The organism is Streptomyces sp. NBC_00466 (assembly GCF_041433995.1).
Taxonomy (GTDB): domain Bacteria; phylum Actinomycetota; class Actinomycetes; order Streptomycetales; family Streptomycetaceae; genus Streptomyces.
Genome location: NZ_CP107896.1, coordinates 1,526,188 through 1,545,942, shown reverse-complemented (window position 1 = coordinate 1,545,942; position 19,755 = coordinate 1,526,188). Strand labels below are relative to the sequence as shown.

Genomic DNA, 19,755 nt, shown 5'->3' with positions numbered 1-19,755 from the left:
TCTCAGACGTCGCGGCTGCTGAGCGCGGCGACCGCGCCCCCGAACACCACCGCCGTCACCCCGAGCAGGATCCACAGCGGGTCCCAGCCGGACGGTCCCGTACCACTGGAGACCGAGGTGCTGTAGAAGGCGCTGAGCTGGTTGGGGATCGAGTACTCGAAGAGCTTCTCGCGCAGGCCGGACAGCGACCGCGCGAACATGAACAGCGCCAGCACCAGCGGGAGCAGCAGCACCCCGAGCATGATCGTGATCGCACCGGCCGAGTGTCGGATCAGCGAGCCGACAGCCAGCGCCAGCAGGCCGAGCAGGGCGACATAGAGACTGACGCCCACCGTCGCACGGATCCACTCCGCGCCGTCCGGTGTGCGGGCGCCGGTCCCCTTGAGCACCGCGTACTGGAACATCGCGACCAGCGCGGTCGTCACCAGCAGGATCACGAACGTCAGCAGGAAGAAGACGATCGCCTTCGCCGTGAGCACCCGCGCCCGGCTCGGGCAGGCGGTCAGGGTCGTACGGATCATGCCGGTGCCGTACTCGGACGCCACCGTCAGCACGCCGAGGGTGATGACGCACATGGAGCCGAGCAGCACGCCGAAGAACCCCATGCTCAGCACCGGGGTGCCGTTCATGGTGGAACCGGACGACCTGACGGCGACCGTCGACAGCAGGCCGATGCCGAAGATGAGCACGATCAGCACGCCGAGCGTCCACATCGTGGAGCGGACCGACCTGATCTTCGTCCACTCCGAAGCGACGGCGTGCCCGAGGTGCGCGTCGGTCACCGGGATCGGCGACACATAGGACGGAGCCTGGTGCGGCAGTGGCGGCTGCTGCTGCGGCGGCTGGAACGGCGCGGAAGCGGGGGTCGTCATCGGAGGTCCTTCGGGGCGGGAGCGGGCGCGGGGGCGGCGGCCTGCGGCGCTGTGGGGCCGGCGGCGGGCGGCGCGGGCGCGGCGGCCGGGGGAGTGGCGTACGGGTTCTGGCCGGGCGGCGGCGGGGCGTACCAGTCCTGCTGCGGCATCTCGGGCGGCACCGGCAGCGGGTGGCCGGGCTGCTCGAAGCCGGACAGCTGGTCCGCGGTCGAGCGGTAGTCCACCGCCCCCTGTGTCATCCGCATGTACGCCTCCTCCAGCGAGGCCTGGTGCGGCGAGAGCTCCCACAGCCGTACGTCGGCGTCGTGCGCGAGGTCGCTGATCCGCGCCAGCGGCAGCCCGGTCACCCGCAGCGCGAGGTCCTGCTCCGGCATGACCTGCCCGCCGGCCTCGGTGAGCGCGGCCGTCAGCTTCTCGCGCTGCGCCACGTCGGGGGTGCGGACCCGCGCGAAGTCGGCCGAGTTGTGCGAGATGAAGTCCTTGATGCTCATGTCCGAGAGCAACTGGCCCCGGCCGATCACGATCAGATGGTCGGCGGTGAGGGCCATCTCGCTCATCAGGTGCGACGAGACGAAGACGGTACGGCCCTCCGCGGCAAGGGACTTCATCAGATTGCGGACCCAGAGGATGCCTTCCGGGTCGAGGCCGTTGACCGGCTCGTCGAAGAGCAGCACCTGCGGGTCGCCGAGCAGGGCGGCGGCGATGCCCAGGCGCTGCCCCATGCCGAGTGAGAACCCCTTGGAGCGCTTGCGGGCCACCTCCTGGAGGCCGACGACACCGAGCACCTCGTCGACCCGGGACGCCGGGATCCCGGAGAGCTGTGCCAGCGAGAGCAGATGGCTGCGCGCGCTGCGGCCGCCGTGCACTGCCTTGGCGTCGAGCAGTGCGCCGACCTGCCGGGGGGCGTTCGGCAGCTTGCGGAAGGGGTGGCCGCCGATCGTGACATGCCCTGAGGTCGGCTGGTCGAGGCCGAGGATCATGCGCATGGTGGTCGACTTCCCGGAGCCGTTGGGCCCCAGGAAGCCGGTCACCGTGCCGGGCCTCACCTGGAAGGAAAGGTTGTACACGGCCGTCTTGGCGCCGTAGCGCTTCGTCAGGCCGACTGCCTCGATCATTCTCCAGCCCCATCGACGTTTTTCGTGTCGTCGGGGCCTGGCCGCTTTCGGCCGAACACCCCCGTATGAGTGAGGAGGATAACCAGGCCTTTACGGTTCCAGCCAAGTCGTGAGCGTCGGTGGTTTCCGGCCACCGGCTCCGGAACGGCCGTCAGGCGTCGCGTTTCTTCAGCAGCACATAGCCGGCGAGCACCGCGGCCGCCACCCACAGGGCCATGATGCCCAGCCCGGCCCAGGGCCCGTAAGGAGCGCTGTCACTGCTCGACACCACCTGGGTGATCTTGCTCCCTGCCTGGTCGGGGAGGTACTGCCCGACCTTCTTGGTGGCGGAGACGCTCCCCAGGATGTTGGAGATCAGGAAGAAGAACGGCATCAGGATGCCCAGCGACAGCATGGGACTGCGCAGCAGCGAGGCGACGCCCATCGAGAACATCGTGATCAGTGTCATGTACAGCGAGGCGCCGAACACGGCACGCAGCACACCGGGGTCCCCGATGTGGGAGCGGTGGACGCCGAGCAGCGCCTGGCCGAGGAAGTACGTCAGGAAGCTCGTCACCACACCGATGACGAACGCCAGGACCGTGGCCACCACGATCTTGGAGACGTAGAAGGTGCCACGCTGCGGGACGGCGGCCAGCGACATCCGGATCATTCCGGTGCTGTACTCGTTCGACACCACGAGCACCCCGAAGACGATCAGCGCGAGCTGACCGAGCACGATCCCCGCGAAACTCACCGACGTCGGGTCGAAGGTGAGCTGGTCCGAGCGGGGCATGTTGCTGAACTGGGAGTTCGACAGCGCGCTGAACAGCGCCCCGAACGCCACCGTCACCACCAGCGCGCTCGCCAGTGTCCAGACGGTGGACTGCACCGAGCGGATCTTGGTCCACTCCGACTTCATCACCTGGGCGGCCGCCATGGTCAGGCCCCCCTCTTCGGGTTCTGGCCCCACCTGGGCTGCTGCGGGTTCTGGCCCCACCCGGGCTGCTGCCCAGGCTGCTGAGGTGCGACCGGAGGAGCGCTGTCGCCGCCGTTGTGTGCGTGGTACTCCACCGATTCCGCGGTGAGCTGCATGAACGCCTCTTCGAGTGAAGCCTGTTGGGGACTCAGCTCATGCAGGACGAGCTGGTGCCGGGCGGCGAGTTCGCCGATGTCGGCCGCGGCGGTGCCGTCCACTTCGAGCGTGCCGTCGCCCGCCGAGACCGGCTTGTACCCGGCCTCGTGCAGCACGTCGAAGAGCTGCTCCCGCTGCGGGGAGCGCAGCCGCACGTACGACCGCGAGTTCTCCGCGATGAACTCGGACATGCTGGTGTCGGCCATCAGCCGCCCCTGCCCGATGACGACCAGGTGGTCGGCGGTGAGGGCCATCTCGCTCATCAGGTGCGAGGAGACGAAGATCGTGCGGCCCTGCGCGGCAAGGGACTTCATGAGGTTGCGGATCCAGTGGATGCCCTCGGGGTCCAGCCCGTTCACCGGCTCGTCGAACATCAGGATCTCGGGGTCCCCGAGCAGCGCCCCCGCGATGCCGAGCCGCTGCCCCATGCCGAGCGAGAAGCCCTTGGCGCGCTTCTTCGCCACCGCCGAGAGGCCGACGGTCTCCAGCACCTCGCCGACCCGGGACGCCGGGATGCCGTTGCTCTGCGCGAGACAGAGCAGATGGTTGTGGGCCGTACGCCCGCCGTGCATGGTCTTGGCGTCGAGCAGCGCGCCGATGTGCCGCAGCGGGTCCTTGAGGTCCTTGTAGTGCTTGCCGTCGATCCGGACGTCCCCGCCCGTGGGGTTGTCCAGGCCGAGGACCATCCGCATCGTGGTGGACTTCCCGGCGCCGTTGGGCCCCAGGAAGCCGGTGACGATGCCCGGTCGCACATTGAAGGTGAGCTGGTCGACCGCCGTCTTCTCGCCATAGCGTTTGGTCAGCCCCGAGAGTTCGATCACTGCGTTCCGCCTCGTCGTTTCTGGTGATTCGCCCGGCCTTCCCCCTGCCCCCGGCCGGGCCGCGCGGATCCTGAGGGCAGCACGCAGCCACGTTAGGCGTACGACAAGCCCCCCGCCACCGGAATGACGGGGGGCTTGCCCGCGGTACGCAGACCGCGGATGTACTGAGATCACCGAGACGCGGCCCCGGGGGAGAAGCAGCGTATCTGCGGCTCAGTGGCTCAGCGGGTCTGCTGCGCCGGGACTCCGTGGGAGGCCGGCTCCTCGTCGGCCGGCGCACCGGCGGCGGCCACCGCGGCACCGGTCAGCGTGGCCAGCATCTCGCGGACGTTGGTCAGCTGCGCGTTGATCGAGTCGCGGCGGTTGGTGAGCGCCGCCAGCTCGCGCTCCGATTCGCTGCGGATCCGGTCGGCCTTGGCGTTCGCGTCGGCGACGATGTCCTCGGCCTGGCGCTGAGCCGTCTCCACCGTCTGACGGGCGCGGCGCTCGGCGTCCGTACGCAGCTTCTCCGCCTCCAGACGGAGCTGCTCGGCGCGGTGCTCGATCTCGGCCAGACGCTTCTCGGCCTTGGCCTGACGCGAGGCCAGGTCGCGCTCCGACTGCTCGCGGCGCTTGGCCAGGTTCGTCTCGAAGTCCGCGGCGGCCTGGGCGGCCTTGGCGCGGGTCTCCTCGAAGAGCGCGTCGGCCTCCTCACGCTTGGACTGCGCGTCCTTCTGGGCCTCGGAACGCAGCGAGGACGCGTCGTTCTTGGCCTTCTCTACGATCCGGACGCCCTCGTCCTCGGCCTTCGCCTTGCGCTCGGATGCGAAGGACTCGGCGTCGTTGCGGACCTGCTGGGCGGCCGACTCGGCGAGCTCGCGGTGCTGCTCGGACGCGCGACGGGCCTCCTCACGGAGGTCCTTCGCCTCCTCCTCGGCGAGCCGGAGGATCTTCTCGACGCGCGCGCCGAGACCCGCGTACGACGGCTCCGCGTCGTTGACCTGGGCCTGCGCGTTCTGCGTCTCGAGGTGGAGTTCCTCGATGCGCTTTTCAAGAGAGGTGATCCGTGCCAGAGCGCTGTCACGGTCGGCGACGAGCTTGGTAATGCGGTCATCCACCTGACCGCGGTCGTAACCACGCCGCACGAGCTCGAAGCCGAATGGGGAGGAAGTGTCGCTCATGGGGTTCCTGTCGAATGAGACCGGTGAGGTGATAGGGGGAATCCTAGGGGCCGAAGCGGCGTGTCATCGAGCGGATGCCCGTTTGATCTGGAGAATGTCCAGCCTTTTGAGTGGCTAGCCATCAGAAGGCTTGCCACTCGGACGAGTTCCGCCTGCCGCCGCACCCGCCTTGACGCCGTCTGCGGTCTTGCCGCTCCCGGTCGGCGCCTCGAAGGATTCCAACGCCTCCAGCACGTCCTGGACACGGGAGATTTCGGCCTGGATGTCCGCCCGACGGCGCATCAGCACATCGTGCTCGCGGGTGGCTTCCTCGATGAGATGCTCCGACTCGGCCGTGGCGTCCGCCTTGAGCTGCTCCGCCTCCCGTATCAGACCGGCCTTCTTCTGCTCGGCCTCCTTCAGGAGAGCCTCGGCCCGTTTGACGGCGGAGATCCGGACACTGGCGGCCTCCGACTCGGCGTCGGACACCAGCTCCTTGGCCTTCGCCTCGGCCTCGGCCTGCTGGTCGGCTGCCGCCTTCAGCAGCTTGTCCACGCGTTCGCCCGCAGACTTGAGCTGCTCGGCGGTCTCGCGGCGGGCCCGCTCGTGCAGCTCCTCGATCTCGGCCGTCACCCGGTCCCGCAGCTCCTCGGACCGCTCCCTTATGGCGGTCGCGTCCCGGCGTGCGCCGACGAGCAGTTCATCGGCGTCCGTACGGGACCGCTCCACCAGGCTGTTGCCCTCGACGGTCGCGTCGGCGGTGATCCGGTCCGCCTCCTGACGCGCCGCTCCGACCATCGTGTCGGCCTGCGCCTCGGCCTCGGTGGCGGTGCGCAGCGCCTCCTCCTGGGCCTTCGACATCAGCTGGTCGGCCTGTTCCGCCGCGTCCGCACGGCGCTTGGACGCGACCTCGCGGGACTCGTCCAGCATCCGGTCGGACTCCGACTGGGCCTCGGCACGCAGCTGTTCGGCGGTGGCGGCGGCATCGGCCCTGACCCGCTCGGCCTCCAGCCTGATGCGCTCGGCGGCCTGTTGGGCGGAGCCGACGGTCTCGGCCGCCTCGGCCCGCATCCGCTCCGACTCGCCGGCAGCCTCCGCGATCAGGGCGTCCGCCTGGCCCGCCGCGTCCGAGCGGATGCGGTTGGCGTCCTCGCGTGCGTCGGCCCGGGCGCGGGCCGCGTCCTGTTCGGCCGACGCCACCGTGTCGGAGGCCTCGGTCCGCATCCGCTGGGCGTACTCGGCGGTGTCGGAACGCAGCTTCTCCGACTCGGCGATCGCCTCCGAAACGGTGCGCTCGGCCAGGGACTTGGCGGCTTCGGACTCCTCCTGGGCGACGCTGCGGATCCGGCTCGCGTCCTCGGACGCGCGCTCCCGCTCGGCGTGCGCGTCGGAACGGACCCGGTCCGCCTCCTCCTGCGCCTCCGTCCTGGTCCGCTCGGCCGCGTGCTCCGCCGCCGAGCGCAGCCCGGTGATCTCCTGCTCGGCCTGGTCCTGGAGACCCGCGACGGAGTCCCGTACCTGCTGGGCGGTCTGCTCGGCGGCCGACACCAGCTCGGCGGCCCTGCGGTCCGCCTCCTCGACCAGCCGGGCGGCCTCGGCCTGCGCCTCCTCCACCCGCTTGCGCGCGGAGGCCAGCAACTCCTCGCTCTGGCCGCGCGCCTGGACCCGCTCCTGCTCGGCCTCGGCACGGGCCGACGACAGGGTCTCCTCGGCCTCCCGGCGACGCCGGTTGGCCTCCTCCTGGGCGGCGGCGAGCGCCTCCTGGGCCTCCGTACCGACGCGTTCGGCCGCCGCCGCGGCCTCGGCGCGCATCCGGTCGGCGCTGTCCTGCGCCTCGGACTTGAGCCGCTCCGCCTCCGCGGTGGCCTCACTGCGCAGCCGTACGGCGATGTTCTCGCCCTCGGCACGGGCCTGCGAGGCGTCAGCCGCTGCCTCGTCGCGCAGCCGCTCGGCCTCCTGCTCGGCCTGTGCCTGGAGCGCCCTGACCCGCTCGGCCGCCTCGGTGCGCAGTCGCTCGGTCTCGTCGGCGGTCTCCTTGCGGAGCCGCTCCGCCTCGGCGCGGGCGGCGGCAAGCGCCGTCTCGGCGCCGCTCAGCCGCTCCTCGGCCTCGGCGTGCAGCCGGGCCAGCTCATCGGCCGCGTCGGCCCTGCGGGCCTCTATGCCGCGTTCGTTCTCCTCGCGCAGCACACCGGCGGCCTCCTCGGCCTGGGTGCGGGTCTCCTCGGCGTGCTCCTCCGCCTCGGCGGCCAGCCGCCCGGCCTCGGTACGGGTACGCTCCAGCGTCTCCTCGGCCTGGGTACGCAGCGTCGTGGCGCGCTCGACGGCCTCGGCGCGTACCCGCTCCGACTCGGCGGTGGCTCCCGAGCGCACCTCGTCCGCGTCGGCCTTCGCCTTGGCCAGCAGCTCCTCGGCGGTCCGCGCCGCTTCCTCGATCTGCTGCACGGCCTCCCGGCGGGCCTCACCGCGGATGCGCTCGCCCTCGGCGACCGCGTCGGCGCGCAGCTGCTCGGCCTCGCCGCGGAGCCTGCGCGCCTCGTCCTGGAGCTCGACCGTCTTGGCCCGGTACTCCTTGGTGTCGTCCTTGGCCGCACCCTTGAGCTGCTCGGCCGACTCGGCGGCCTCGTCGCTGAGCCGCGCGGCCTCCGCCTCCGCCTCGTGGCGGATCCGCTCGGCCTCGTCGGCCGCGGCCCTGGTGGTCGACCTGGCGTCCTCGGAGGCCTTCGTCAGGACCTCCTCGGCGGTCCTGGCCGCCTTGGCCAGCTGCGCGGCTGCGTCCTCGGCCGCTGCCGTCCTGGCCTTGTCGCTCGCCTCGGCGACCATCCGCTCCGCGGTGCCGCGGGCGTCCTCAAGTGCCTGCTGGGCCTCCGCCTTGAGGGCCTCGGCGTCCTTGGTCGCCTCACCGACGAGCCGGGCGATCTCGGCCTTCGCGGTGCGGGTGCGCTGCTCGTTGACCGAATCGGCCGTGGTGAGCTGCTTGGCCGCCGCGTCCTTCGCCTCGGTGAGGACCTTCTCGGCCTCGGCCCGCGCCTCGCGCAGCGCGCGCTCGGCCTCCTGGACCCGCTGCTCGGCACCGCGGCTGAGCTCCGCTGCCTGCTGGCGGGCCTGGTCGGACTCGGCGGTCGTGGACGTACGCAGCTGCTCGGCGTGGGTGGTGGCCTCCTGCGCCTGGGTGGAGGCGGCGGTGAGCAGCCGCTCCGCCTCGGCGCGTGCCCTGCGCAGGATGGTGTCGGCCTCGTTGCGGGCCGACTCGGTCTCGGAGCCGAGGCGCTGGCGGGCCTCGGTGACCAGCCGCTCGGCCTCGGCGCGGGCGGCGGCCAGGGACTGCTCGGCCTCGGTGCGCGACTCGTCCATGAGCCTGCGCGCCTGGGACTCGGTCCGGGCGCGCAGCTGTTCGGCCCAGGCCACGTTCTCGTTGACGTGCGACTCGACGGTCTGCCGGCGCTCGGAGAGCTCCTGGTCCAGGCGCTGGCGCCGGGTGACCGCCTCGCTGTGCAGCTCGGCCTGGAGCCTGGCCTGGTGCTCGGCGTGCTCCTGGAGGATGCGCTGCGTCTGGGCGCGTGCTTCGCGCAGTTCGCGCTCGGCGTCGGTGCGCAACTGGTCGGCCTGCACCTGCGCGTTCCGCAGCAACTGCTCGGCCTGGTAACCGATGTCGGCCTGGTCGTAGGCAGGACGGGACGCCAGACTGCGGCGCGCCTCGTGGAGCTTGGCACGCAAGACCTCGACCTGGTAACCGAGGTCCTCGGCGTGCTGTACGGCCTTCTCCCGCTCGGTCTTCAGCCGGTCCATCTTGGCCTCGAACCGCGAAAGATGGTCGTCTTCAGCCCGGTGGCTCTCCTGGCGTTCGTAGCCCCGCACTGCGCGGTCCCATCCGTCCCCTGGTCGCAACACACTCTTCCCGTACGAGCACCGTCGTCTCGGCGACGACGGGCCCCCGGGGGGAATGGTGTCAGATCAACGACGAGGCATGGGTCACAGGCCCCGATCCGGCCCCGGACCGGAGCCGCCCACTCTACCGGCCCAGGTATCCGGAGGTCAGTGCTCCTTACGAGCCAGAGGGTCCCCCCGCATCGGCTTCCGCGGCCGCTCCGTGCGGTGCGGCCGCCGTGACCAGCTCCGTCAGGACCCCGTGGCAGTCCTTCGGGTGAAGGAACGTGATGCGGGAACCCATGGAACCGATGCGCGGCTCGTCGTACAGCACACGGACGCCCTTGTCCCGAATATCCTGGGAGTCACCGTCCACGTCCGCGGTGCCGAAGGCGATGTGGTGGACGCCCTCGCCGTTCTTCGCCAGCCACTTGCCCACCGCGGAGTCCTCGCGGACGGACTCCAGCAGCTGGAGATAGGAGGCACCGCCGTCGGACGTCCCGTTGATCTTGAGCATGGCCTCCCGGACGCCCTGCTCCTCGTTGACCTCGGTGTGGAACACCTCGAAGCCGTATGTCGCCCGGTAGAACTCGACGGTCCTGTCGAGGTCGAAGCAGGCGATCCCGATGTGGTCGATTCGCGTCAGCATTCCCCCAGTGCAGCGCGCCGACACATGGTTACGCAACGTGCGCGCGATCACATGGGTGGGGCGGTGACGGGCGGGGGACCGCTCAGTACATTCAAGTAAACCCTCGTTCACTCTCATCCAAGGGGCCGCGCCTCATGTCTGGAACGAACAGCAGCACTTCCGTGATCGTCGCCGGAGCCAGGACCCCGATGGGCCGGCTCCTCGGCTCGCTCAAGTCCTTCTCCGGTGCCGACCTCGGCGCCTTCGCGATCAAGGCCGCGATGGAGCGGGCCGGCATCGGCGGAGACCAGGTGCAGTACGTGATCATGGGGCAGGTGCTCCAGGCCGGGGCAGGGCAGATCCCGGCACGCCAGGCCGCCGTCAAGGCGGGCATCCCCATGAACGTCCCCGCGCTGACCATCAACAAGGTCTGTCTCTCCGGGCTCGACGCCATCGCCCTCGCCGACCAGCTGATCCGCGCCGGTGAGTTCGACGTGGTGGTGGCCGGCGGCCAGGAGTCCATGACCAACGCACCGCATCTGCTGCCGAAGTCCCGTACGGGCTACAAGTACGGCGCGGTCGAGATGCTCGACTCGATGGCGTACGACGGCCTCACCGACTCCTTCGATTCCATCCCTATGGGTGAGTCCACCGAGAAGCACAACACCCGCCTCGGCATCGACCGCGCCCCGCAGGACGCCTTCGCCGCCGGCTCCCACCAGCGGGCCGCCGCCGCGCAGAAGAACGGCCTGTTCGAGGCCGAGATCACGCCGGTCGAGATCCCGCAGCGCAAGGGCGACCCGGTGCTCTTCTCGCAGGACGAGGGCATCAGGGCCGAGACCACGGCGGAGTCGCTCGGCAAGCTGCGCCCCGCCTTCGCCAAGGACGGCACGATCACCGCCGGCACGTCGTCGCAGATCTCCGACGGCGCGGCCGCGGTCGTGGTGATGAGCAAGGCCAAGGCGGAGGAGCTCGGGCTCGACTGGATCGCCGAGATCGGTGCGCACGGCAATGTGGCGGGCCCCGACAACTCCCTGCAGTCCCAGCCGTCCCGGGCCATCCAGCACGCGCTGGGCAAGGAGGGCATCGGCGTCGGCGACCTCGATCTGATCGAGATCAACGAGGCGTTCGCGGCCGTCGCCGTCCAGTCAATGAAGGACCTCGGAGTCTCGCCGGAAAAGGTGAACGTGAACGGCGGCGCCATCGCACTCGGACACCCCATCGGGATGTCCGGCGCCCGGGTGGTCCTGCACCTCGCGCTGGAGCTGAAGCGGCGCGGCGGCGGGGTCGGCGCGGCCGCCCTGTGCGGCGGTGGCGGGCAGGGCGACGCCCTGATCGTGCGCGTACCCAAGTAGGAGCGGTCCGGGTCGGCGACGGGCACCCGGATACGGAACCCGGATACGGAACCGGCCCCATACGGAATCGGACTGAGCGGAGCTGTGAACGTGGACATGGACGTCCCCACCCTGGTCGGACAGGCTCGTGAGGGCAGGCCGAGGGCCGTCGCCCGGCTGATCTCCCTGGTGGAGGGGGCGTCCCCGCAGCTGCGCGAGGTGATGGCGCGGCTGGCCCCGCTGACCGGCGGCGCGTACGTCGTCGGGCTGACGGGTTCACCGGGTGTCGGTAAGTCGACTTCCACCTCGGCACTGGTCTCCGCGTACCGGCGGGCCGGCAAGCGGGTCGGTGTGCTCGCCGTCGACCCCTCGTCGCCCTTCTCCGGGGGCGCGCTGCTCGGCGACCGGGTCCGGATGTCCGAGCACGCGTCCGACCCGGGCGTCTACATCCGCTCGATGGCCACCCGGGGCCATCTGGGCGGCCTCGCCTGGGCCGCCCCGCAGGCGATCCGGGTGCTGGACGCGGCCGGGTGCGACGTGGTGCTGGTGGAGACGGTCGGCGTCGGCCAGTCCGAGGTGGAGATCGCCTCGCAGGCCGACACATCGGTGGTGCTGCTCGCGCCCGGGATGGGCGACGGGATCCAGGCCGCCAAGGCCGGAATCCTGGAGATCGGCGATGTGTACGTCGTCAACAAGGCCGACCGGGACGGCGCCGACGCGACCGCGCGCGAGCTCAACCACATGCTGGGCCTGGGCGAGGCACGCGGCCCCGGCGACTGGCGCCCGCCGATCGTGAAGACCGTGGCGGCGCGCGGCGAGGGCGTCGACGAGGTCGTCGAGGCGCTGGAGAAGCACCGGGCCTGGATGGAGGAGCACGGCGTCCTGGGCGAGCGCCGCAGGGCACGCGCGGCGCACGAGGTCGAGACGATCGCGGTCACGGCCCTGCGCGAACGGATCGGCGACCTGCGCGGCGACCACCGCCTGGACGCACTGGCCGAACGGATCGTCGCGGGCAGCCTGGACCCGTACGCGGCGGCGGACACCCTGGTGGAGGCCGTGACGGAGGGGGCCGCCGTGAAGGAAGCGGCTGCGGGGGCTGCCGGGCCGGACGGGACAGCCGGGGCGGTCGGTACCAGGGGCTCGTCGGACTGAGCGGGGCGGGCCGGTGCGGCGGGCCGGTCGAACCGAAGCGGGGCGCGGGGCTCGTCGGACCGAACGGGGCGGCCGGTACTGACGGCTGGTCGAACTGACGCCGGGCGCAAGGGTGTCGGGCCGAGCGGGGCGGCGCCCGAAGGCGGCAGCCGGGCGACGGCGAAACCGGGCGGCCGGAAGCGCCCCCTGCTACCGTGATCGTATGTTCCTCCCTCGTGCGTAGGACCCGGCCGACCACCCGGTGTCCTGTCCGTGCCGCTTCCGAGGAACCCCCATGCCGTCCTACGCCGCTGTCCTGCGGCCCCCGCACGCCCGCCGCACCTTCGGCGCCGCCCTGATCGGCCGTCTCTCCTACGGAACGGTCTCCCTCTCCCTCGTACTCGCCGTCAAGGACGCCTCGGGCTCCTTCGCCCTCGCGGGCACCGCCATGGCGCTCTTCGGGGCGACCAGCGTCTGTCTCTCGCCCGCCAGGGCCGCCCTGGTCGACCGCTACGGCCCCCGCCGGGCGCTCATCCCGATGGCGGGCTGCTACGCGGCGCTGCTCCTGGTGCTCGCCGCCGCCACCCGGCACCCCGGCACGTCCCCGCCGCTGATCGCGGCACTGGCCGCGGCCGCCGGTGCGGGGACGCCACCGCTCGGGCCGACCATGCGGACCCTGTGGCGCCGGCTTGTCCCCGGCCGGGAGCTGTTGCAGAGCGCGTACAGCCTGGACGGGGTCGCGGAGGAACTGCTCCACGTCGCCGGGCCGTTGCTCGTCGGCGCCCTGGTGATCTGCGCCGCGCCCTCCGTGGGAGTCGCCGTCAGCGCCCTCCTGGTGCTGGCGGGAACCCTGGCCATGGTGACGTCGCCGGTCGCGGCGGACCCGCACCGCGAGAGCGCCGGTTCACCGCCCGGCGGCCTCCGGCCGGCCGGCCCGGAGGCAGGACCGTACGCCACCGGTCCGGCCGGCGTAGGGCCCCGGTGGCCCCGGCAGCCCGTGGTGGTGGCCGCGGGGGTGGGGCTGGCACTCGGCGGGGTCGATCTGCTGGTGGTCGCCGACGCCGGGCAGCACGGCCAACCCGGCGCCGTCGCCTGGGTGCTGGCCGCGCTCTCCGGCGGCAGCGTGGCGGGCGGACTGGTCAACGGGGCGGTCGCCTGGCGCGCACCCGCCCGGCTGCGGCTCGCGCTGCTCGCCGCGGGCCTCGGGCTCACCCTGGCCGGCGCCGGACTCGCACCGGATCTTCCGGTGCTGGCCGCTGCCGCCGCCCTGGCCGGTCTCTTCGTGGCGCCCGCGCTGACGACCGCGTATCTGATCGCCGACGAGAGCGCGGCCCCGGACGCCCGCACCCGGGCCGGTGCCTGGGTCAACACCGCGGTGAACGCCGGGTCGACGGGGGGTACGGCCGCCGTCGGCGTCCTGGTCGGGCGGGTTCCGCTCGCGCTCTGTTTCGCGCTGGTGGCGGCTCCCGCCCTGCTCTCCGCCGCGTCCGCCCTGCCGGTCCTGCCGGGCCGGATCCGGATCAGTCGTCTGCGGATCAGTCGTCGGCGTCGTGGCCTGCGTCGTCGTGCTGGTGCCGGTTCAGGTGCGCGGACGTGACCTTTCCGGTGGTCAGGTCGGTGTAGACCTGGTGCCGGGAGCCGTTGTGCGCCGTTACCTCGGCCTCCCAGCGGCCGTTGTCCAGCTCGACCGATGTGACCGTACCCGGGACGGCTCCGCGGGCCGCCGCCGCGGCGCGGACCGCGGTGACCGGGGCGCCCTTGCGGTCGTCCTGGTCGCCGCCGTCCCGGCGCGACGAGACGACCTTGCCGGTCTCGCGGTCCAGGCGGATCTCGTGCCGGACGCGGTCCTTGCCGTAGAGGTCGACCTCCCAGCGGCCGTGGTCGAGTTCGGCGGAGGTGACCGTGCCGGGCTCGGACGCCTGGGCCGAGCGGATCACCCCGTCGACCGTCACCACGCCGCCTGAGCCTGAAGACGGGGAAACCGAACCGGACCCCGTACTCGCGGTCCGCGCGGACGCCGTCGTGGAGGCAGCAGCGGAGGAGCCCGAGCCGCCGCCGTCCGCGAGGGCGACCCCGGTGGCCGTGCCGCCCGCCGCCAGGGCCGCCGCTGCGACACATGCGATGACGTAGGTGCGCTTCATGGGATTTCCTCCGTGTGGCGAGTGTGGCGGGTGCCTTGGCCGGCTCGACTGCCCCGGACGGATTCCAATCTGCCGGGGACGTGCTGAACGCAGCCTGAAGACGCCTGAAGATGCCTTCAGCTTCCATTTGCGAAGCTGTCCCCATGCGCCTGTTGATCGTGGAGGACGAGAAGAGGCTCGCGGTGTCCCTCGCCCGCGGACTCACCGCCGAGGGTTACGCCGTGGATGTCGCGCACGACGGGCTCGAAGGGCTGCACCTGGCCAGTGAGGGCCCGTACGACCTGGTCGTGCTCGACATCATGCTGCCCGGGATGAACGGCTACCGGGTCTGCGCGGCCCTCCGGGCGGCGGGCCACGACGTCCCTATCCTGATGCTGACCGCCAAGGACGGCGAGTACGACGAGGCCGAGGGTCTTGACACCGGGGCGGACGACTACCTCACCAAGCCGTTCTCCTACGTGGTCCTCGTCGCCAGGATCAGGGCACTGCTCCGCAGACGCGCCGCCGGCCGGCCGTCGCCCGTGCTCACCGCGGGGAGCCTCTCGGTCGACACCGCCACCCGCCGCGTCCACCGCGCGGGCGCCGAAGTCACCCTCACGGCGAAGGAGTTCGCGGTCCTGGAGCAACTCGTCGTACGCCAGGGCGAGGTGGTCGGCAAGCCGGAGATACTGGAGCACGTCTGGGACTTCGCCTACGAGGGCGACCCGAACATCGTCGAGGTCTATGTGAGCGCCCTGCGCCGCAAACTGGGCGCCGACCTCATCCAGACCGTGCGCGGCGCGGGCTACCGGCTGGTCGCCGGATGACGCGCGTATTCGGCTCCGTACGGGCCAGGGCGGCGCTGGGCGCGACGGTCGTCGTCGCTGTGGCGCTGGTCGCCGCGGGGGTCTCCCTCCTGCTGGTCCTGCGGTCGAACCTCACCGGCCAGACCGATCTGCGCGCCGAGGTCGCCGCCCAGAACGTCGCGTCGCAGGTCGCGCTCGACGTCCCGTTCCACAAGCTGGACCTGCCCGACTCGGACCAGAATCCGGTGCAGGTGGTCACCGAGCACGGCAAGCTGCGCGCCGCCAGTGACGAACTGGACGCGGTGACGGGGACGGCGACCACCGCGGTGCATCCGGTGGCGTACACGGCGGACCACGACCACAACGACGACGATCCGCCGCGCGGTGAGGTCTCGCACGACGACGCCCAGTTCAGCTCCGGCACGGCGACCGTCGACGGCGACACCGCCGACTACCGGTTCGCCGCCGTCGAGGTGACCAACGGCAGCGACGACACCCTGATCGTCTACGCGGGCGCCCCCCTCACCACCGAGGAGAGCGCCGTCAGCTCGCTCCGCGGTGCGATGCTCATCGGGCTGCCCGCCCTGCTGGTGGTCGTCGCGGGTGTCACCTGGCTGGTGACCCGGCGCGCCCTGCGCCCCGTCGAGGGCATCCGGCGGGAGATGGCGGCGATCACGGCGTCCGAGGATCTGGCCCGGCGGGTCCCGGAGCCACGTTCGCACGACGAGGTCGCCCGGCTGGCCCGTACGACCAACGCGACCCTCACCGCGCTGGAGAAATCAGTGGACCGGCAGCGGCGGTTCGTCGCGGACGCCTCGCACGAACTGCGCAGCCCCATCGCGAGTCTCCGTATCCAGCTGGAGGTCGGCGCCGCGCATCCGGAGCTGCTGGACGTCGACGGCGCGGTCGCGGACACCGTACGGCTCCAGGAGCTGGCCGCCGACCTGCTGCTGCTCGCCCGGCTGGACGCGGGGGAGCGGCCCGGTGCGGCGCGGATCGATCTGGGGGAGCTGGTGAGCGAGGAGGTGTCGCGGCGTCAGGCGGGCCGGGTCCCGGTGACGGTGCATGCCGCCGGGGGTCTCGAAGTGGAGGGCTCGCGTGGGCAGTTGGCGCGGGTGATCGGCAATCTCCTGGACAACGCCCAGCGCCATGCCCGCTCGGGGGTCGAGGTGTCCGTACGGGAGCGGAACGGCCGCCTCATAGCGGAGGTCGCCAACGACGGCCCCGGAGTGCCTTCCGGGCAGCGCGAGCGGATCTTCGAGCGGTTCGTACGGCTCGACGACGCCCGGACCCGTGACGAGGGCGGCGCCGGTCTCGGCCTGGCCATCGCCCGCGATGTGGCGCACCGGCACGGCGGGACGCTCACCGTCGGCGACGGCGCCGTCTTCGCACTGGACCTGCCCGCGGCGCGGAGCCAGGGGGCTCCGGGCTCCTCCCAGCAGCCCTGCTGATCACGTGCCCGCGCCGTGGCCGGATCCGTACACCGTCGGTGCCGGCACCGTTGCCGTTCAGGGAGTGGACGGTTCGGTGGCGGGTACGGGCGAGCCCTGCTGCGCGGGGAGCCTGAGGAACGCCGTGAGCAGGGCGCCGACCAGGTAGCAGGCGCCGAACACCCACATCACGCCGGCCACGCCCAGCGGTGTGAGGCAGAGGCCGACCAGGGCAGGACCGGCCGCCGTACCGAGACCTGCCCCGAGGTTGAGCCCGGCCATGGCGGCGCCGGTACGCCGGGGGGCGATCTGCGGCATCAGAGCGGACATCGGGGAGAACCCGGCCAGGCAGGCGCAGAACGCGCTGCCGGTGATCAGGGACAGCCAGAAACTGTGTGTCGCGGTGGGTATGTAGTAGAAGGCCACGGTGGTGACAGCACAGCCGACACAGCCCATCCACCGGAGCACGGTGGTGACGCCGTACTTGTCGCTCCAGTACCCGGCGAGCAGATTGCACCCCAGGTTCACCATGTACATCACGGAGTAGATGGTGAGCCAGTCGCCGAGCGGGAACCCGAGGGACTTGGTGAAGTAGACCGGCAGGAAGACCGGGAACCCGAACTGGGAGACACCGTTCACGACCCGGATCAGCCCCGCCGCGGCCACTTTCGGCTCCTGCCAGAGCACGGAGACGCCCTTGACCAGCCCGCGCAGCGGGTTCTCCTCCGGCCGGGCGGCCGGGCGGTCCCCGCCCGGGGCGTGCACGTTGAGGGCGATCACCGCGCCGACGGCTATCACCAGCAGAGCCGACCACAGCGTCGGCAACGGCCCGATGAGAGCGATGCTCTCCTTGGCGATCAGTGGACTCAGGGTGGAGAAACCGGCGATGTAGGCGAACCAGAACCAGCCCACGGCCACGCCCAGCTTCTCCGGCCGCGCCGTCCGTACGATCCACATGAGGAACCCGTAGGCGAACAGGGGATACCCGAACCCGCGCAGCCCGTAGCAGACGAGCAGCATCACCCCGGAGTGCTCCGTCACCCCCAGAGTGATGAACAGGACGTGGAACACCACCCAGACGACGACGCCGACCGCCATGAGCCGGCGTGGTCCGAAGACGTCGGAGAGGGCGGCGGCCATCCACGCGGAGACGCCTGCGGTCACCCCGTAGAGAGTGAACATCAGCGCGACCCGGTGGGCGGCGAAACCCTGGTCGTTCAGGAACGCGGAGAGATAGCCCTGTTCGACACCGTCCCCGATCATGAAGAACGCCAGCGCCAGATATCCCGCCGCCAGACTTCGCGGAATGCCGATCCTGTCGAGGATGTTGCTGTGTCCGTGTGCGTCCGGCATCGCTCCACCTTCCGTGTGTTCTCCGAGCGATCAGTAGCGGTGGCTGTCGCCGGCCAGGACAGGTCGGCCAGTCAGGAATGTGCGTTCATGAGCGGCCGGGTCCTACTCGGCGTAGGCGGCCTCGTGAAAACCGATCTCGGCCTCGAGGACCCTGCCGAAGACCTTGACCAGGTCCTCCGCCGTCTCGGGGAGGATCTCCAGGGCGTCGATCTCGGCCTCCAGGAAACGCACTTGAGCGGTGAAGGGCTCCACCGTGTGCAGGTGGACCCAGTCCGCGACCTCAGTGCGTGCCGACGGTGAACGGTCGGCCGTGCGGCACCAGTTCTCGTACAGCGACTCCGCCGCGTACATACACGTCACGATGGCCGGATAGCCGAGGGCGTCGGCGGCGTCCAGGACCTGCTCGGTGAGCACCGATGCCTGCTCCTGCGCCCGCGGACCGACCTCCGGCACACCCGTGGTCTCCAACGCCCGGGAGAAGTACGCGTACTGGTCCGTCACCAGGGCGTGCAGCGTACGGGCGTGCCCGGCCAGCGCGGCGGCGCCGGGTGCCTCGCGCACTGCTGCGCCCGCGAGCCGGGCCGCGGTGTCCACGAACTCCCGCTCGAACAGCAGGTACCGGGCGAAGACGGCGTCGCTGACCGTGTCCTGGGTGACGTCGCGGACGAACCGCATGGTGAGCGCCTCGTTCCATACGTCCGCGTTCCGCTCCTTGAGGGTTTCGCTGAGGGCCCCGCCGAGGGGGCCGGACTGCGCCGGCAGCGCGGCTGAATGTCGTGCATGTTCTGAATGTCGTGCTGGCATGGGGCATACCTCCGCTGTCGCAACCGGGCGCTGCCGGTGAGTGAGTGGGTCCTGGTGGGCCGCGCAGGCAGGGCAGCCGGCCGCGCACGCGCGCTTCTGGCCGGGACTGACGGCCGGGACTGACACGGCCGGGACTGACACGGCCGGGACGGAAATTCATGGCGGCCTGCGAGATCCCGCGCGCTGTGCCGCAAGCCGCGCCCGCAAGCCGTGCCGCTTCCGGCGGCTGCGGTGCGGCCGCCGGAGCCCGGCTGGTGGGCCCGGCCCGCAGGCGCGGGGTGCCCGGTGGCCCGGTACGGTCCACCAGCCGTTCATGGGCCGATCGTGCTGCCCGTCAGGGAAGCTGGTAGCCCGCCTTCTCGGCGTGCCGGGTGAAGGCCCTGACCTTCGTCCGGTCGACCCGGCCCCACCAGCGGCCGTTCTCCTTCAACGACGAGGCCACGATGGCACCGTGGCACAGCGACAGCAGCCGCTCCGCGTTGTCCTCGTTCATTCCCGAACCGATGATCACCGGCAGCCGGGTGGCGTCCATGATGCCCCGGACCTCGCTCTCGGCCGCCTCGTCACCGGTGCGGCCGCCGGTCGCGATGAGCACGTCCGCGTCGAAGAACTCGGCGTCCTCCGTCTGCTCCGCCAGGGACCGGTCGGCGATGATCGAGTGCGAACCGTGTTTGACGTGGACGTCCGCGAACACCTTCAGCTGTTCGGCCCTGAGCGTCGCCCGGTAGCGCGTCGCCGAAGGGGCCAGCCCCTCCATGAAGCCCTCGTTGGCCACATAGGCGTTCGCCCACTGGTTGACGCGTACGAAGGCCGACTGGGCGGCCTGCGCGGTGGCTATCGAGCAGTGCGCCCCGTTCGCCAGGACGTTCACACCGACCGGCAGGCCCACCTTCTCGCGCACATGGTCGCTGATCACCGCCAGGTTCGCCGCGGTCTCGAAGCCCTGGTCCTCCGGCTTGGGGAAGGGCAGGTCCCAGGCGTTCTCCACGATCAGTCCGTGCACCCCGCCCTGCTGGTACGCCGTCGCTTCCTCCACGGCGAACCGGATCACGTCCGCGAGCGGCTCGCCGCGGTAGTGGGGGCTGCCGGGGAGCGGGGGGCAGTGCACGACACCGATGACGACGCGGTCGGTGCCGAAGATCGAGCCCAGGGCCGACTCCTTCGGCGGGAAGACACCGAGCGCTCGCTCGGCTGCGGTGCTGTCAACCGGGTTGTTCATGGGGT

Annotated in this window: 15 protein-coding genes and 1 pseudogene; 5 read left to right on the top strand and 11 right to left on the bottom strand. The window is 71.5% G+C overall.

Translation table 11 applies throughout. From position 1 onward, the window contains the following. Positions 1-2 precede the first annotated feature (2 nt). The 7 genes from OG210_RS06730 to mce form a co-directional block, all read right to left on the bottom strand. Positions 3-872 carry an ABC transporter permease subunit gene (locus OG210_RS06730; RefSeq protein ID WP_328331489.1) on the bottom strand — a complete coding sequence of 290 codons (870 nt, stop codon included), beginning with the start codon at positions 870-872 and terminating at the stop codon, positions 3-5. Continuing rightward, the gene (locus OG210_RS06725; protein WP_328331491.1) at positions 869-1,987 is read right to left on the bottom strand and encodes an ABC transporter ATP-binding protein; all 1,119 of its coding nucleotides are present in this window, start codon (positions 1,985-1,987) and stop codon (positions 869-871) included. Before OG210_RS06725 ends, OG210_RS06730 begins: the two co-directional genes overlap by 4 nt. 151 nt (positions 1,988-2,138) lie before the next feature. Next, positions 2,139-2,906: an ABC transporter permease subunit gene (locus OG210_RS06720; RefSeq protein WP_328331493.1), complete on the bottom strand. Its 768-nt coding sequence runs from the start codon at positions 2,904-2,906 to the stop codon at positions 2,139-2,141. A gap of 2 nt (positions 2,907-2,908) precedes the next feature. After that, entirely contained in the window at positions 2,909-3,922 is a 1,014-nt protein-coding gene (locus OG210_RS06715; protein ID WP_328331494.1) for an ABC transporter ATP-binding protein, read from the bottom strand. Between the two features lie 221 nt (positions 3,923-4,143). Further along, a complete protein-coding gene (locus tag OG210_RS06710; protein WP_328331495.1) occupies positions 4,144-5,082 on the bottom strand; it encodes a cellulose-binding protein in 939 nt (312 codons plus the stop codon). 114 nt (positions 5,083-5,196) lie between these two features. Continuing rightward, positions 5,197-8,916 carry a polarized growth protein Scy gene (scy, locus tag OG210_RS06705; RefSeq protein WP_371535284.1) on the bottom strand — a complete coding sequence of 1,240 codons (3,720 nt, stop codon included), beginning with the start codon at positions 8,914-8,916 and terminating at the stop codon, positions 5,197-5,199. A gap of 187 nt (positions 8,917-9,103) precedes the next feature. Continuing rightward, positions 9,104-9,574, bottom strand: a complete 471-nt coding sequence (gene mce / locus OG210_RS06700; RefSeq protein ID WP_328331497.1) for a methylmalonyl-CoA epimerase — start codon at positions 9,572-9,574, stop codon at positions 9,104-9,106. 134 nt (positions 9,575-9,708) lie between these two features. On the opposite strand from mce, the gene OG210_RS06695 reads away from it, so the two are divergent. The 3 genes and pseudogenes from OG210_RS06695 to OG210_RS06685 all read left to right on the top strand — a co-directional run bounded on the left by OG210_RS06695 (position 9,709) and on the right by OG210_RS06685 (position 13,615). Then, the gene (locus OG210_RS06695; RefSeq protein WP_328331499.1) at positions 9,709-10,908 is read left to right on the top strand and encodes an acetyl-CoA C-acetyltransferase; all 1,200 of its coding nucleotides are present in this window, start codon (positions 9,709-9,711) and stop codon (positions 10,906-10,908) included. A gap of 96 nt (positions 10,909-11,004) precedes the next feature. Continuing rightward, positions 11,005-11,955 (top strand): annotated as a pseudogene (gene meaB / locus OG210_RS06690) (methylmalonyl Co-A mutase-associated GTPase MeaB); the annotation flags it as partial. A 358-nt stretch (positions 11,956-12,313) separates the two neighbouring features. Further along, a complete protein-coding gene (locus OG210_RS06685) occupies positions 12,314-13,615 on the top strand; it encodes an MFS transporter (RefSeq protein WP_371535281.1) in 1,302 nt (433 codons plus the stop codon). Here the strand turns inward: OG210_RS06685 and OG210_RS06680 are convergent. After that, positions 13,554-14,159, bottom strand: coding sequence for a PepSY domain-containing protein (locus OG210_RS06680; RefSeq protein WP_371535279.1), 606 nt, complete (start codon positions 14,157-14,159; stop codon positions 13,554-13,556). The genes OG210_RS06685 and OG210_RS06680 overlap by 62 nt on opposite strands. A 143-nt stretch (positions 14,160-14,302) precedes the next feature. On the opposite strand from OG210_RS06680, the gene OG210_RS06675 reads away from it, so the two are divergent. Next, positions 14,303-14,965, top strand: a complete 663-nt coding sequence (locus tag OG210_RS06675; RefSeq protein WP_328331505.1) for a response regulator transcription factor — start codon at positions 14,303-14,305, stop codon at positions 14,963-14,965. Further along, entirely contained in the window at positions 14,962-16,395 is a 1,434-nt protein-coding gene (locus OG210_RS06670; protein WP_328331507.1) for a HAMP domain-containing sensor histidine kinase, read from the top strand. Before OG210_RS06675 ends, OG210_RS06670 begins: the two co-directional genes overlap by 4 nt. 57 nt (positions 16,396-16,452) lie before the next feature. Here OG210_RS06670 and OG210_RS06665 read toward each other — a convergent pair whose 3' ends face one another. The 3 genes from OG210_RS06665 to OG210_RS06655 all read right to left on the bottom strand — a co-directional run bounded on the left by OG210_RS06665 (position 16,453) and on the right by OG210_RS06655 (position 19,750). After that, the gene (locus tag OG210_RS06665; RefSeq protein ID WP_328331509.1) at positions 16,453-17,727 is read right to left on the bottom strand and encodes an MFS transporter; all 1,275 of its coding nucleotides are present in this window, start codon (positions 17,725-17,727) and stop codon (positions 16,453-16,455) included. A gap of 102 nt (positions 17,728-17,829) precedes the next feature. Further along, entirely contained in the window at positions 17,830-18,531 is a 702-nt protein-coding gene (locus OG210_RS06660; RefSeq protein ID WP_371535276.1) for a TenA family protein, read from the bottom strand. Positions 18,532-18,865: 334 nt separating this feature from the next. Continuing rightward, positions 18,866-19,750, bottom strand: a complete 885-nt coding sequence (locus OG210_RS06655) for a BtpA/SgcQ family protein (RefSeq protein WP_328331513.1) — start codon at positions 19,748-19,750, stop codon at positions 18,866-18,868. Positions 19,751-19,755 lie beyond the last annotated feature (5 nt).

Excerpts from the sequence above, each read along its gene's own strand:
- OG210_RS06730 (WP_328331489.1), bottom strand. The coding sequence starts at position 872 with ATGACGACCCCCGCTTCCGCGCCGTTCCAGCCGCCGCAGCAGCAGCCG.
- OG210_RS06725 (WP_328331491.1), bottom strand. The coding sequence starts at position 1,987 with ATGATCGAGGCAGTCGGCCTGACGAAGCGCTACGGCGCCAAGACGGCC.
- OG210_RS06720 (WP_328331493.1), bottom strand. The coding sequence starts at position 2,906 with ATGGCGGCCGCCCAGGTGATGAAGTCGGAGTGGACCAAGATCCGCTCG.
- OG210_RS06710 (WP_328331495.1), bottom strand. The coding sequence starts at position 5,082 with ATGAGCGACACTTCCTCCCCATTCGGCTTCGAGCTCGTGCGGCGTGGT.
- mce (WP_328331497.1), bottom strand. The coding sequence starts at position 9,574 with ATGCTGACGCGAATCGACCACATCGGGATCGCCTGCTTCGACCTCGAC.
- OG210_RS06695 (WP_328331499.1), top strand. The coding sequence starts at position 9,709 with ATGTCTGGAACGAACAGCAGCACTTCCGTGATCGTCGCCGGAGCCAGG.
- OG210_RS06685 (WP_371535281.1), top strand. The coding sequence starts at position 12,314 with ATGCCGTCCTACGCCGCTGTCCTGCGGCCCCCGCACGCCCGCCGCACC.
- OG210_RS06680 (WP_371535279.1), bottom strand. The coding sequence starts at position 14,159 with ATGAAGCGCACCTACGTCATCGCATGTGTCGCAGCGGCGGCCCTGGCG.
- OG210_RS06675 (WP_328331505.1), top strand. The coding sequence starts at position 14,303 with ATGCGCCTGTTGATCGTGGAGGACGAGAAGAGGCTCGCGGTGTCCCTC.
- OG210_RS06670 (WP_328331507.1), top strand. The coding sequence starts at position 14,962 with ATGACGCGCGTATTCGGCTCCGTACGGGCCAGGGCGGCGCTGGGCGCG.
- OG210_RS06665 (WP_328331509.1), bottom strand. The coding sequence starts at position 17,727 with ATGCCGGACGCACACGGACACAGCAACATCCTCGACAGGATCGGCATT.
- OG210_RS06660 (WP_371535276.1), bottom strand. The coding sequence starts at position 18,531 with ATGCCAGCACGACATTCAGAACATGCACGACATTCAGCCGCGCTGCCG.
- OG210_RS06655 (WP_328331513.1), bottom strand. The coding sequence starts at position 19,750 with ATGAACAACCCGGTTGACAGCACCGCAGCCGAGCGAGCGCTCGGTGTC.